The sequence below is a fragment of the Dyadobacter chenwenxiniae genome, assembly GCF_022869785.1.
Taxonomy (GTDB): Bacteria; Bacteroidota; Bacteroidia; order Cytophagales; family Spirosomataceae; genus Dyadobacter; species Dyadobacter chenwenxiniae.
On sequence record NZ_CP094997.1, the window covers coordinates 3777038 to 3789985 of the forward strand.

12 protein-coding genes and 1 pseudogene are annotated in these 12948 nt (G+C 44.8%); 1 reads left to right on the forward strand and 12 read right to left on the reverse strand.

Annotated elements, in window-relative coordinates:
- Positions 1-54: 54 nt before the first annotated feature.
- From MUK70_RS16145 to ligA, 12 genes and pseudogenes are all read right to left on the reverse strand, one after another.
- The gene (locus MUK70_RS16145) at positions 55-1650 is read right to left on the reverse strand and encodes a peptide chain release factor 3 (protein ID WP_244784407.1); all 1596 of its coding nucleotides are present in this window, start codon (positions 1648-1650) and stop codon (positions 55-57) included.
- Positions 1651-1750: 100 nt separating this feature from the next.
- Positions 1751-2362, reverse strand: coding sequence for an inorganic pyrophosphatase (locus MUK70_RS16150; protein ID WP_170916577.1), 612 nt, complete (start codon positions 2360-2362; stop codon positions 1751-1753).
- Between the two features lie 36 nt (positions 2363-2398).
- The gene (locus MUK70_RS16155; RefSeq protein ID WP_234653739.1) at positions 2399-3385 is read right to left on the reverse strand and encodes a glycosyltransferase family 2 protein; all 987 of its coding nucleotides are present in this window, start codon (positions 3383-3385) and stop codon (positions 2399-2401) included.
- Between the two features lie 60 nt (positions 3386-3445).
- A complete protein-coding gene (locus tag MUK70_RS16160; protein ID WP_234653741.1) occupies positions 3446-4168 on the reverse strand; it encodes a tRNA1(Val) (adenine(37)-N6)-methyltransferase in 723 nt (240 codons plus the stop codon).
- A 7-nt stretch (positions 4169-4175) separates the two neighbouring features.
- Positions 4176-4811 (reverse strand): ribonuclease H1 domain-containing protein, encoded by a 636-nt coding sequence (locus MUK70_RS16165; protein ID WP_234606169.1) that lies wholly within the window; start codon positions 4809-4811, stop codon positions 4176-4178.
- Positions 4812-4884: 73 nt separating this feature from the next.
- Positions 4885-6120, reverse strand: a complete 1236-nt coding sequence (pepT, locus tag MUK70_RS16170; protein ID WP_234653743.1) for a peptidase T — start codon at positions 6118-6120, stop codon at positions 4885-4887.
- Positions 6121-6155: 35 nt separating this feature from the next.
- Complete coding sequence (locus tag MUK70_RS16175) at positions 6156-6620, reverse strand: pyrophosphohydrolase domain-containing protein (RefSeq protein WP_082213348.1); 465 nt, start codon at positions 6618-6620, stop codon at positions 6156-6158.
- Positions 6621-6664: 44 nt separating this feature from the next.
- Positions 6665-7234 carry a MarC family protein gene (locus MUK70_RS16180; RefSeq protein ID WP_234606165.1) on the reverse strand — a complete coding sequence of 190 codons (570 nt, stop codon included), beginning with the start codon at positions 7232-7234 and terminating at the stop codon, positions 6665-6667.
- Positions 7235-7322: 88 nt separating this feature from the next.
- Positions 7323-8036, reverse strand: a complete 714-nt coding sequence (locus MUK70_RS16185; RefSeq protein ID WP_234606164.1) for an NUDIX hydrolase — start codon at positions 8034-8036, stop codon at positions 7323-7325.
- Between the two features lie 73 nt (positions 8037-8109).
- Complete coding sequence (locus MUK70_RS16190; protein ID WP_234653745.1) at positions 8110-9168, reverse strand: aminotransferase class V-fold PLP-dependent enzyme; 1059 nt, start codon at positions 9166-9168, stop codon at positions 8110-8112.
- Between the two features lie 7 nt (positions 9169-9175).
- Positions 9176-10067 (reverse strand): annotated as a pseudogene (dapA, locus tag MUK70_RS16195) (4-hydroxy-tetrahydrodipicolinate synthase).
- A 64-nt stretch (positions 10068-10131) separates the two neighbouring features.
- Complete coding sequence (gene ligA, locus MUK70_RS16200) at positions 10132-12219, reverse strand: NAD-dependent DNA ligase LigA (RefSeq protein ID WP_234653749.1); 2088 nt, start codon at positions 12217-12219, stop codon at positions 10132-10134.
- A 200-nt stretch (positions 12220-12419) separates the two neighbouring features.
- On the opposite strand from ligA, the gene MUK70_RS16205 reads away from it, so the two are divergent.
- Complete coding sequence (locus MUK70_RS16205; RefSeq protein WP_234653751.1) at positions 12420-12941, forward strand: Uma2 family endonuclease; 522 nt, start codon at positions 12420-12422, stop codon at positions 12939-12941.
- Positions 12942-12948: the final 7 nt, after the last annotated feature.

Consider the following 12948-nt stretch of genomic DNA (forward strand, 5'->3'; position numbering starts at 1 on the left):
AATGATTGAATGACTGAATGTTTAAAAAATTCACTCATTCACTCATTCAATCATTCAAATCGCCATCTCTGTCTTAAACTCCGATGTGAAGTGGAAATGTATCGCCGGGTTGTTTTCCCGGTTCATACGGATCATCCATTCCGATTCTGCAAGGAAAACCGGATTTCTGTCCTTGTCGTAAGCAATTTGGTTTCCTTTCAAACGAATAAACTGGTCCATAGCGGCCTTTTCATCGGCCGTAAGCCAGCAAGCGCGTGTAATACTCATATGAACCCAACGGCATTTTGCGCCATATTCATGCTCTAAGCGATATTGGATTACATCAAATTGAAGTTCACCAACCGTTCCTACAATTTTACGATTTCCTAAATCCAATGTAAAAAGCTGCGCAACGCCTTCGTCTGTAAGCTGTTGAATGCCTTTTTCCAATTGCTTGGATTTCATGGGATCCAGATTAATCAATTCCTTAAAGATCTCGGGCGAAAAGCTCGGAATCCCTGAGAATTGTAGATTTTCACCTTCCGTCAATGTATCGCCGATCTTGAAACTTCCTGTGTCATAAAGTCCCACTACATCACCCGGGAAGCCTTCATCCATCACACTTTTTGCCGAAGCCATGAATGTAAACGGACTTGAAAACCGGACATCCTTGCCCATTCTAACGTGCTTATAGAATTTTCCACGCTCAAATTTCCCTGAACAGATCCTCAAAAACGCAATGCGGTCGCGGTGGCGCGGGTCCAGGTTAGCGTGTATTTTGAATACAAAACCCGTGAATTTTGGCTCCATTGGAGACACTTCGCGAACATCCGTCGGGCGTGGCTGAGGAATAGGTGAAATTTCGCAGAAAGTATCCAGCAACTCCTTGATACCAAAGTTATTAATGGCACTGCCAAAGAAAACGGGCGCTAATTGACCTTTTTGATAAGCTTCCTCAGAAAACACGTCATAAACGCCTTCTACGAGCTCCACATCCTCAGTAAGTTGCGACGCATCCCTTTCGCCAAGCAAATCAACCAGGTTATCGTCTTCCAAACTCACCTTGGCAACGTCGCTTTCGATCTTCGTTTTATTAATTTTGAAGAAATAGAGCATTTGCTCATACAAGCTGTAAACGCCTTTAAAGTTCACACCCATATTGATCGGCCACGTAAGCGGACGAACGCGGATGCTCAATTTCGTTTCCAGCTCGTCCAAAAGTTCGAACGGATTTTGCCCTTCCCTATCCAGCTTATTAATGAAAACAATAACGGGCGTGTTACGCATCCGGCACACTTCCATCAACCGTTCTGTCTGTTCCTCAACGCCTTTCACGCAGTCAATCACCAGGATTACGCTATCCACGGCGGTTAATGTGCGATAAGTATCCTCCGCAAAATCCTTGTGACCGGGCGTATCGAGAATGTTGATCAGCAGATCTTTATATTCGAAGGTCATTACCGAAGTAGCGACCGAAATTCCCCTCTGCTTCTCAATTTCCATGAAATCGGAAGTAGCGGTCTTTTTAATTTTATTGGATTTTACCGCGCCCGCAGTCTGGATCGCACCTCCAAAAAGCAGCAGCTTTTCGGTAAGTGTCGTTTTACCAGCATCTGGGTGACTGATAATTGCGAATGTGCGCCGCTTCTTGATTTCTTCTAAATTACTCATATCTAAAATTTGCACAAAGATAAGAATAAACAAAAGCCGCCCCTAACCGGGACGGCTCTAAATTATCTCGCAAAGAAACGATTGATACTGAAACCGGATCTCAGTAAAAAGAATGCTTGTAATCTTCAACAGAGGTCATGATCACTTCATGCGCTTCTTCTCTGCCATACACATTGGTAATTTCAATGTGTGCTTTTTCACCTGGCAAGTTCTTGTAAGTCAAGAAATAATGCTTCAAACGCTCCACGATCCCTTCCGGAAGCTCGCTCAAATCTGAGAAACCACCGTAAACTTCATCGCCTTTCAAAACAGCGATAATTTTATCATCTGCTTCACCACCATCGATCAAACGAATTCCGCCGATTGGCTTGGCTGTGCAAAGAATGTCTCCGTGGGAAATGATTTTTTCGCAAAGAACCAAAATATCAAGCGGGTCACCGTCGCCTTCGGTTACATCTCTTCCCGAACGCTCGCGTGCAAGGGCTGCGATCTTTTCTGAGCAATAAGTTTTGGGGATAAAACCGTAAAGTGCCGGAACAATGTTCGAATATTTCTGAGGCCGGTCGATCATCAGATAGCCGGTTGCTTTATCTATTTCGTATTTTACTGTGTCAGTCGGAACAATTTCAATAAAGGCGGTTACGAGATTAGGTGCATTGTCTCCCATCGGGATCCCGTGCCAGGGATGTGCTTTGTGTACGTTGGCGATCATTATTTGTGTAATAGTAATAACTTGAAATGGATATATTTAATAACGTTGTGTTGGGTTACCGATCTTTTCTGAAATGTTATAATCCCCTGTTTTGGAGACCGATTGTTTTACAAATAATTCCCCAAGAAAGCCTGCGAGGAACAGCTGAGAACCAACCATAATGGCAACCAATGCAAGAAAGAACAACGGGTTCTCCGTCACGTTCCGATAGGGCTGCAAATTATAAATATTATAAATTTTCTTTCCTAGCAACCAGAAAGCTATAATGCTTCCCAGAAAAAACATAAGGGTTCCCAGACTGCCAAACAAATGCATGGGCCTGCGCCCAAACTTATTCACAAAGGCAATCGAAAGCAAATCCAGAAAGCCAAAAATGAAACGTTCCAGTCCAAATTTTGTCGTGCCGTATTTCCTGGGCCGATGCTGCACAACCTTTTCGCCGATTTTGGCAAAACCATTCCATTTGGCAATAACCGGAATGTAACGGTGCATTTCTCCGTAAATCGTGATGTTTTTGACAACTTCCTTACGGTAAGCTTTCAGGCCACAATTGAAGTCATGCAGCATAACGCCCGAAATGCTGCGCGTGGCGGCATTGAATATTTTGGTGGGAACTGTCTTGGTAATCGGATCATAACGCTTCTTTTTCCAGCCTGACACCAGATCATAACGATCCTCTTTGATCATTTTATAAAGTTCGGGAATTTCATCCGGGCTATCCTGCAAGTCTGCGTCCATGGTAATGATCACGTCGCCCAGAGCCGCCTGAAAAGCCGTTTGTAACGCAGCTGTTTTGCCATAATTTCGCACAAACCGCAACCCGCGAATGTTCGGATTTTCCTGCGAAATGTTTGAAATAACCTCCCAGGAGTTGTCTTTGCTGCCATCGTCGACAAAAATCACTTCATAAGAGAAGCCATTTTCATTCATTACCCGCGCAATCCATTCACTGAGTTCTGGCAATGATTCTTCCTCATTGTAAAGCGGAACGACAACGGAAATCTGGATAGCTGAATTAGTCATGAATGTATAAAAGCAAAGCCCAAAACCGGGATCACCGGGCAAAGTTCGTGTTTTTCCCGATCAAAATATCATATAAAAATCTTTCAGTAATGCCTTGAAGGATTGGGTATAGGTTGTCCCGTCTGTTTCGTAAATGTAAAGCTCTTCTGTAATGTCCAGACTATGAACGGGTTCGGAGCGTTGAAACGTCATAAGCTGGCGAAATGCCTTTTTGCCTTCCTGATGAAACAATGTCATATTGCGGCTCAAAATCCATCCGGATTCCAATGCTTTGGTCAAAAACTGCTTTCCTTCGTCTACGGGGAAAAGAATGTTGAACTTCCCGGTGTCCGACAAAAGTGTGTCAATAGCAGTCAGTAATTCTGCGAAATCCAGCGATTTGGCGTGGTGGGCAATGTTCTTTTTGTCGAGTGGAGAAAGCAGGTCGGACTGAAAAAAAGGCGGATTGGTAATGATCACATCATATTTGTGCTCGGATGTAAATTCCTGAACAGCAGAATGAAAAAGATTAATCCGATCATGAAACGGGCTATTTTCCACATTCTCCCCGGCCTGGTAAAATGCCTCCGCATCAATTTCAACGGCGTCAATGATGCCGTAGGAATTCCGTTGGGCAACCATTAAGGATAGCAAACCCGTTCCCGCTCCGATGTCCAGAATGTAATCGGCGTCCGTAATGTCGGCCCAGGCGCCCAACACGCAGGCATCCGTGCACACTTTCATGGCGCATTTATCTTGCTGCACCGTAAAATTCTTGAAGCGAAAAGAGGAATTTCTAGCCATAACCGTTCTATTTTCTGCCAAAGTCAGCCGGGTTTTCGCCCCAGTATTCGGTTTCCCATTTCAGGATTTTATTCGGAAACTTGTTTGCCGCAAGCCAGCGTTCAGCGCGTTGCAGCATTTCAAAAACAGGTTTGTTCCTTGGTGTCAATGCCAGCTTTGTATTCGCATGTTTCTTCTTGATCCACGCAATGGCCGTTCTGGAATCGCTATAAATGGGTAAATCGCTTTCTTTTTTTTGTAAATAGGCCAGTGCGTGCACGATGGCCAGAAATTCGCCTATGTTATTGGTCGCATCCTTGAATGGTCCCTGTAAGAAAATCCTTTCGCCGGTTTGGTAATAAATGCCCTGGTATTCCATGTCGCCGGAAGCCGTATTCCAGGCCGCATCCACGGCAATGCTATTTTTAATGGGTTTACCAATGTTCACAGGAATGTCCTTTGCAATGGCGGGCTTGCTCTCCTTTTTGGCTACAAATTCCCAGTAATTACGTTGAATGGCAGCTTCTGCTTCTTGTATGGACTCAAAAGACTTGTAACGCGCGTCTTCAAAACCTTTAATTTGCGCTTCACACTCTTTCCAATCCGTAAAAACGCCCGTTTTCCTTCCCTGCCAGACGACGTAGAATTTGGTCTTTTTTGCCAAGGTTGATGTTTAATTTTGAATGACTGAATGAGTGAATGACTAAATGAACGGGTCGCCGACACGATGAGTGTTATTATGCTTTTTCTTCCCAGATCTGGGCTAAGTTTACGATTACTTCTACTGCTTTTTCCATGTCCTGGACGGAGACCCATTCCAGTTTTGAGTGGAAAGCGTGTTCGCCTGCGAAAATGTTGGGGCATGGTAAGCCCATGAACGACAGTCTTGAACCGTCTGTTCCGCCTCTTATACTGCGCTGAATCGGGTTTAAGCCCGCGTTTTGCATTGCCAGCAGAGCATTTTCAATAACTTGCGGATGCTCGTCCAGGATTTCTTTCATGTTGCGATATTGCTCTGCTACTTTGAATTCAATGCTCGAATTCGGATAGTTGGTGAGCACATTATCAGCTATTTCTTTCAAAATCGCTTCTTTCTCATGCAGACCGGAAACTGTAAAGTCCCGGATGATGAAACCTAATGTTACTTTTTCCTGAATTCCTTCGATCTGGGTTGGATGGATAAAACCTTGCTTGCCTTCTGTGGTTTCGGGCGACAAGGAATCTTTTGGCAATGCGGCTAGAATTTCTCCTGCTATTTTTAATGCGTTTTCAAGCTTGCCTAATGCGTAACCCGGGTGCGTGCTTACGCCGTGGATCGTGATTTTCACACCATCGGCTGAGAATGTTTCGTCTTCCAATGTGCCTACTGCCTCACCATCAACTGTATACCCAAAATCGGCGCCTATTTTTTCAATGTCCACCTTTTCAGTTCCTCGTCCTACTTCTTCATCCTGCGTAAACAGAATCCGGATTGCTCCGTGCTTAATTTCGGGATGTGTTACCAGATATTCTGCCGCAGCCATAATTTCAGCAACGCCTGCTTTGTTATCAGCGCCTAAAAGCGTAGCTCCGCTGGCTGTAACGATATCATTGCCAATCTGTTGATCCAGATCGTGCAGCTCTCCAATACGCAAAACTTGTGTTGTGTCATCGGGCAAAACAATGTCAGACCCGTCCCAGTTTTCATGCACAATCGGCTTGACGTGCGCGCCTGAAACATCCGGGGACGTGTCCACGTGCGAGCAAAAACAAATGACCGGAATGTTGCTTTTATCTGAGTTCGAAGGAATGGTCGCGTAAACGTAACCATGCTCATCCAAATGCGCATCTTCAATGCCCAGTTCCTGTAATTCAACGACGAGCAGATTACTCAGGTCACGCTGTTTGGCCGTGCTCGGAAAACTCTCCGAATTTGGGTCAGACTGCGTATCGATCTTTACATACCGAAGGAAACGTTCAAGAACAGATGTCATAAATGCAGCATTTATTTGAATGTATTCCGGCGTGATCAGTTCAGGATGGAAGCCAGATCAGCAGGTGAATAATTGATATTTTTTAATGTTTTATCATCTGCTTTCCTGTAAACCAGATATTTACCATTATCTTCTTTATAATAACAATCCGTCCCTTTGGCTTCATAATGTGCCACTGTCGCTTCCGCTTCTTCTACGGTAAGGCAAGCTTTGGACATATTCGAACGCTGCACTTCATCAAACAACGCCCTGAATTTTTCTCCTAAACCAAATTCCAGCACCGCTCCCGACAACACATATTGCAAGTCACAAAGCGCATCTGCAATTTCCACAATGTCCTTTTCCAGAATCGCAACCTCTAATTCCTTCAATTCCTCAGCCAGCAAAGCCACGCGCAGCCTGCTGCGTTCTTCGGAAGGAATCGTCGGCGTTTCCAGGATAGGGTGTTTAAATGTCTTGTGAAATTCAGCGACCTGATTAAGGCTGTCCAATTGTTGCATTTTCTTTGTGTTAAATTAAGTCAATAATTACATTTATAAAACCCTCACATAGAAAGGTTTGCCTTAAATAATTTGATTGCGATGGCCAACAGAATTATTCCGAAAACCTTCCGCAGAATATCTGTTCCGCCCTGTCCGAGTTTCCTTTCCAGCCAGGTTGATGATTTCAAAACCAGATATACAAAGAACAGGTTGAGCAGAATACCGACCAGAATATTCTCAATCTGATAAGCGGAACGCAGCGAAAGCAATGTGGTCATGGTGGCGGCTCCGGCAATAAGCGGAAACGCAATGGGGACAATGGAAGCGACGCCTACATCCAGATTGTCGTGCTTGAAAATGTTTCGCCCTAAAATCATTTCCATACCCAATAAAAACAGGATAATGGCACCCGCAATCGCAAATGAGGCCACATCAACGCCAAACAAACTCAGCAATCTTTCCCCCAAAAACAGGAAAAGAACCATGATAAAACCGGCCGCCAAAGTGGCTTTTTCAGATTCAATCTTGCCCAGCTTCCTGCGAAAATCTACGATTACAGGCAGCGAACCCAGGATATCAATAACCGAAAAAAGGATGAGTGTTACGGAAACAATTTCCTTGAAATTAAACATGGGGCTGTGCCTGGTGATCTGTCCGCAAAGTTGCTTAAAACCCACTGCTTACACAACCCTTAATGCTATTCATACTGAAATTTAGGCCTTAGGAAGCGCTTCCGGGTAAGAAATTAAGGAACGTATTGAACTGCTTTTTATACTTTTCCTCATCAATTTTATAGAAGAAAGCGCCTTTTTTTGAAAAACCCTTCTGCTTTTCATCCAGCTTCACTAACAGGTTCGTAGATAACAGTTTACGTGAAAAATTCCGCTTATCCAGCTCCGTCCCAAAAATGGCTTCATACAGTTTCTGCAACTGCGGAATCGTGAATTTCTCCGGAAGCAGCTCAAAACCAATCGGATGCTGCGAAGCCTTATAGCGCAAATGCTGAATGGCCATTTCGACCATTTCGCCGTGGTCAAAAAGCAATTTGGGCAGTTCCTGGATCGGAAACCATTGCGCTTCGAAGTTTTTAGAAAGCTTGTGATCGTAATCTTCCACGTTAATCAGTGCGAAATAAGCCACAGAAACGGTCCTTTCGACCGGGTCGCGCTGCGGGCTTCCGAATGTGTGAAGTTGTTCTAAGTATATGTCGGTGAGATTGGTAAGCTCGAAAAGGATGCGTGTTGATGCACCCTCAAGGCTCTCGTCGGGCTGCACCCAGCCGCCCATTAAGGACCACGTGTGATGCTCGTCCTCAATGCCTCTTTTTACCAGCAATAATTTTAACTCTTCGCCGTCAAAACCGAAAATAATAGAGTCCAGAGCGACCAGACATTTCGTTTGGGCCTGATATTGTTTTAATATATCTAATCGCACAACTTGATACTGCGGGGGTGAGTAAGTTAATATTTAGTTAATAAAGCAAATCGCCCCTATTACTACTCATTCGCTATTTTGAAGAGAAGAAAACCAGAAAATCCTTCAATGTTTGGATCTCTATGTCGGAGATGGCCGGGAAGTTTGCGATGCGGAAACTGGTTTCTTTGTCTTCTCCATAACCATTTCCAAGCACGATGCCTTCCTGCAAACCCGCCTTTTTGATCGCCTCAATCCGTTCTTTCGTATCCTTTACCGCCATCACCGTTTCCGACCGAACTGCTTCGTATTCAACCAAAAGCTGATAACCGTTTTCGGGCAAAAAAGAATACCAATCCTGCGCTCGTTCCAGCGTTTGCCGTGCAACAGTTTTAATCGGAGCAACTTGCTGCATAACCCTGCCCATCAGATAGATGCCCAATGTATTAGGCGTGTAAGGCGTCTGAAATTTCAGGAAATTGTCACGAATAAACAGCAAACTATTGTAATGCGACCGGTTTCCGATTGCTATGGCGAGTTCTACGGCTTTTGGAGAAACAATCATCACACCCATTCCGGCAGGCAAACCAAAACACTTTTGAACCGAGCCATACCAAATATCCGCACTTTCCCACGGAAGGATAACGCCAGCCATCGAAGAAGTTGCATCAACGGCGATAATGTTGTCAGATTGAGCGCGTAATGTGTTTAGGAATTCGGAAGTCAGCGCTGTTCCGTTAGAAGTTTCGTTATGCGTAATGCAAATAACTTCGTTGGCGGAAGGCATAATTCCTGCATTCGGTTTCGGATCTTCATTCGTTTCAAAAGGGAAAGATCTGGCAGCACCGGTCAGCTTTTGGGTATATTCCATCCATTTTTCACCAAACGCACCATTATAAATGTGCAAGCTGCCGTCCGAAATAAGGCTTTCGGCAATGATCTCCCAGCATTCTGTCGCTGACGAAACAAAGTAAACCTCGTAGTCATCAGGCACATTCAGCTTGGTTTTGAGGTTACCGATCGCGCCTTCCAGCATTTGCATGAAAGCCGTGCTTCTATGATTGGCGCTGATGACACCGCTATCAAATGCTTCCTGCAAATATTGGCCAACCTCGTCGTAAACTTTTGAAGGGCCTGGATAAAACGTTATCATTTCAAAATCAAATAAATCCCTCGCGAACCATTGCTTTTTCCAGCTTTTCACCCAATTCCTGGGAAGCTTTCAACAATGGCAACCGCACAGCGGAACTGCATATTCCTTTGATTTCCAGACATTTCTTGATGCCAACCGGATTGGATTCAATGTAAAGCAAGGTGTCAAATTCAAGAAACGCCAGCTGCAACTTAGCTGCTTCTTTAAAACGTCCTTCCAAAGCATGCCAGGTTAATTCACCAAATTCTTTTGGGAATGCATTGGCAATCACCGAAATAACACCATGCCAACCTACGCTCACCATCGTCGTTACGAGGTTATCATCACCCGGAAAGCAACAGGAAATCATCAGGAACGCGGGAAGCAAGCTCCATACTTTGCTCGATCGATCCGCCAGCATCTTTAATTCCAATAATATTGGGATGCGCAGCCAACGTAATGATCGTGTCCGGCTTCATATTAATCACCGTGCGACCGGGAACATTATATAGAAGCATCGGAATTGGAGAGGCGTCCGCAATCGTCGTAAAATGTGCGATTATGCCTTCCTGAGTCGGTTTGTTATAGTAAGGACAAACCGAAAGGATGGCATCCACGCCTGTAAAATCTGTTTCTTTTATACAATCTAGAACGGATTGTGTGTCATTGCCGCCCAGTCCGTAAACAATAGGAAGCGATTTGGAGTTATTCTTTATTGTAAATGCCAGGATCTCACGCTTTTCGCGGGAAGTTACCGTAGGCGATTCACCGGTAGTTCCCTGCACCACAAGGTAATCCGATCCGCCTTCCGTGACCAGGTCGATCAATCTTTTTAAACCCGGATAATCAATTTCATTCTGCTCATCAAAAGGTGTAATCAGCGCCGCTCCTACCCCTTTGAAACGTTGGTCCAATGGCATTATTTACTTATATAATTGTTAGATTTTAAAACACAAAGTTAGCTTTCTGAGCCGTTTTTCTTTACTAATTCTCGATCATCGCTAAAAATTCTTCCTCGCTGAGAATGGTAACGCCCAGTTTCCGAGCTTTTTCCAGCTTGGCAGGCCCCATATTCGCGCCCGCCAGCAAGTAATTCAGCTTGCCCGAAACGCCGCTGAGCACCCGTCCGCCGTTGACCTCGATTTTCAATTTAAGATCATCCCTCTCAAAGTTTTCAAAAACACCCGAAATCACGAAAGTTTTACCTTCCAGCATATCGCTTTCCAGTTCAACAGGCTTTTCATCGCTTTCCATTTGAATGCCGGCAGCCTGCAAACGCGCAACCAATTGTTGATTTTCGGGCACACTGAAATAGGAGGCAATGCTCTCCGCAATCCTGCCACCGATCTCAGGAACGGCAATCAATTGATCATAAGTCGCCAGCCTCAATGCGTTCATGGATTTGAAATAGGCAGCCAGCTTTTCAGCAACCGTCGCGCCCACAAACCTGATTCCAAGTGCGAAAAGCACATTCTTGAAAGGAACTGTTTTCGAAAGCGCAATGCCGTTTAGAATGTTCTCCACCGTTTTTTCGCGAAAACTGATTTTCTTAACCTTACCGGTCTCATCGTTCAGAATGTTTTTCTCCAGACCAAGAAGTGTTTCCGGGGTTAGATCATATAAGTCAGCTGGCGTCCGAACAAGCCCTAAGTCAAAGAGCAGCTCAATTTTCCCCTCTCCCAGACTTTCAATGTTCATCGCTTTCCGGTGAATGAAATGCTCGATCCGGCCTTTCAGCTGCGGCGGGCAATGGCTGTCGTTAGGGCAGAAAAACGCGACTTCTCCTTCATTTCGCTGCAATGCGGAACCGCATTCCGGGCATTGAGTCGGGAAAATTAATGGCTCGGTCGGGTATTTTTCACGCTGGGAAATGTCGACGCCGGTGATTTTCGGAATGATCTCACCGCTTTTTTCAACAAAAACCGTGTCCCCGATTTCCAGTCCCAGCCTCAGCACTTCATTCGCATTATGCAAGGTCGCCCGCTTCACGCGCGAGCCCGAAAGGTGAACCCCTTTGACCTTATTATAAGGCAATGCGCGCTCACTAATGTCGCAAAGGTTCGCAACCGGCGTTACCGCTCCTGTGCGCCCGACCTGATAGGTGACCATGCGCAGGACAGCCGGTTTATTCTCCGCTTTATATTTAAATGAAATGGCCCAGCGGGGACTTTTTGCCGTGAAGCCAAGTTCGCGTTGCTGTTCAAAAGAATTGATTTTAACAACAATCCCATCCGTTGCCAGTGGAAGCGTCAGCCGCTTTTCTTCCCATTCATGGATAAATTCAAGAACTTCATCAATGGTCTGCACTTTTTTCCAGCCCGGTGAAACATTGAAACCCCAGGATTTAAGCCCTAGCAAGCTTTCTTCGTGACTTTTAAAAAATTCCGTATCGGTTAAAAAAGAATAGAGATAACAATCCAACCCGCGCCGCGCAGTTTCCGCCGAATCCTGCAATTTGAATGACCCCGAAGCCGCATTTCGTGGGTTAGCATATTGATTTTCACCCAAAGTGTCCATCTCCTCATTCAGTTTTTGGAAAGAAGTAATGGGCATAAAACCTTCGCCGCGAATTTCAAAAACAGGCGGAACCTTCTCAGCCTTAACCCGTAATGGCAGGGAACGAATGGTTTTGACATTGTTCGTGATCTCATCCCCGCGCGTGCCATCGCCACGTGTCACGCCCCGCACGAGCACGCCGTTTTCATAAGTAAAACTGAGTGAGATGCCGTCAAATTTCAGCTCGCAAATGTATTCGTAAGGTTCACCGTCCAATCCGCGACGCACCCGATCATCGAAATTCCGCAGCTCTTGCTCATTATAAGTGTTATCCAACGACAGCATTGGATAACGATGATAAACCGTGTTGAAATTCTTGGTGACCGTGCCGCCTACCCTGAGCGTGGGAGAATCTTCCTGCCGCAACTCAGGATACTGATCTTCAAGCTCCTTTAACTGCTTCAGCAGCTGATCAAATTCAAAATCCGAGACTTCGGAAACATTATCCTGGTAATATCTATAATTCAAATGCTGCAGTTTCTCTACAAGCTCTTGGATCTGTTGTTCTGGGTTCATGGTAAGGCGGCTATAAAGGATAGTGCCCAAATTTAAGAAGCGTTCGCGCCGATTTCAAATGCAGTCGGGCTTCCTGTTACTTTTTCTAAAATCCCCGTATCAATAAGAAAAGTACTGAGTTGAATGTCTGACTTTACCAAAACAACACTAAATGAATGTCTTAAAAAATTTGATTATTTTCGTAAAAACTAACTATGCACATGAAAAGCACCGAAACAATCGTCTGGCAAGACTGGGATCTCTCACAGATCATCAATGGAGAGGAAATTATGTCTCCTAGTCCCAAAACGCCGCACCAAAAATCGTCTCGTAAATTGCAACGCATTCTGGAAGATCATGCTGACGACCATGACCTGGGTGAAGTTTGGGATGCACCGATGGACGTCATTTTTGAAGAAAATTACAACCGCTTGCAACCTGACCTTATTTTTATTTCAAAAGCGAAAGAAGGCATTGTACAGGATTGGATCAGGGGCGTTCCTGATATGGTAGTTGAAATCGTATCAAAAAGCACTGTTAAAATGGACACGGTTATCAAGAAAGAAATCTATGAACGCTATGGCGTGCAGGAATATTGGCTTTTGAAACCTGAAAAGCGTGTTTTGGAAATTTATTCCCTGACCGATGGGCGATACGAGCTCCATGCATTGTTCGGCGAAAATGATGTTGTCAACTCACCATTATTTCACGATCTGGCATTCAAGCTGAACATCATATTCTAACTTTTGC

Excerpts from the sequence above, each read along its gene's own strand:
- MUK70_RS16145 (WP_244784407.1), bottom strand. The coding sequence starts at position 1,650 with ATGAGTAATTTAGAAGAAATCAAGAAGCGGCGCACATTCGCAATTATC.
- MUK70_RS16150 (WP_170916577.1), bottom strand. The coding sequence starts at position 2,362 with ATGATCGCCAACGTACACAAAGCACATCCCTGGCACGGGATCCCGATG.
- MUK70_RS16155 (WP_234653739.1), bottom strand. The coding sequence starts at position 3,385 with ATGACTAATTCAGCTATCCAGATTTCCGTTGTCGTTCCGCTTTACAAT.
- MUK70_RS16160 (WP_234653741.1), bottom strand. The coding sequence starts at position 4,168 with ATGGCTAGAAATTCCTCTTTTCGCTTCAAGAATTTTACGGTGCAGCAA.
- pepT (WP_234653743.1), bottom strand. The coding sequence starts at position 6,120 with ATGACATCTGTTCTTGAACGTTTCCTTCGGTATGTAAAGATCGATACG.
- MUK70_RS16175 (WP_082213348.1), bottom strand. The coding sequence starts at position 6,620 with ATGCAACAATTGGACAGCCTTAATCAGGTCGCTGAATTTCACAAGACA.
- MUK70_RS16180 (WP_234606165.1), bottom strand. The coding sequence starts at position 7,234 with ATGTTTAATTTCAAGGAAATTGTTTCCGTAACACTCATCCTTTTTTCG.
- MUK70_RS16190 (WP_234653745.1), bottom strand. The coding sequence starts at position 9,168 with ATGATAACGTTTTATCCAGGCCCTTCAAAAGTTTACGACGAGGTTGGC.
- ligA (WP_234653749.1), bottom strand. The coding sequence starts at position 12,219 with ATGAACCCAGAACAACAGATCCAAGAGCTTGTAGAGAAACTGCAGCAT.
- MUK70_RS16205 (WP_234653751.1), top strand. The coding sequence starts at position 12,420 with ATGAAAAGCACCGAAACAATCGTCTGGCAAGACTGGGATCTCTCACAG.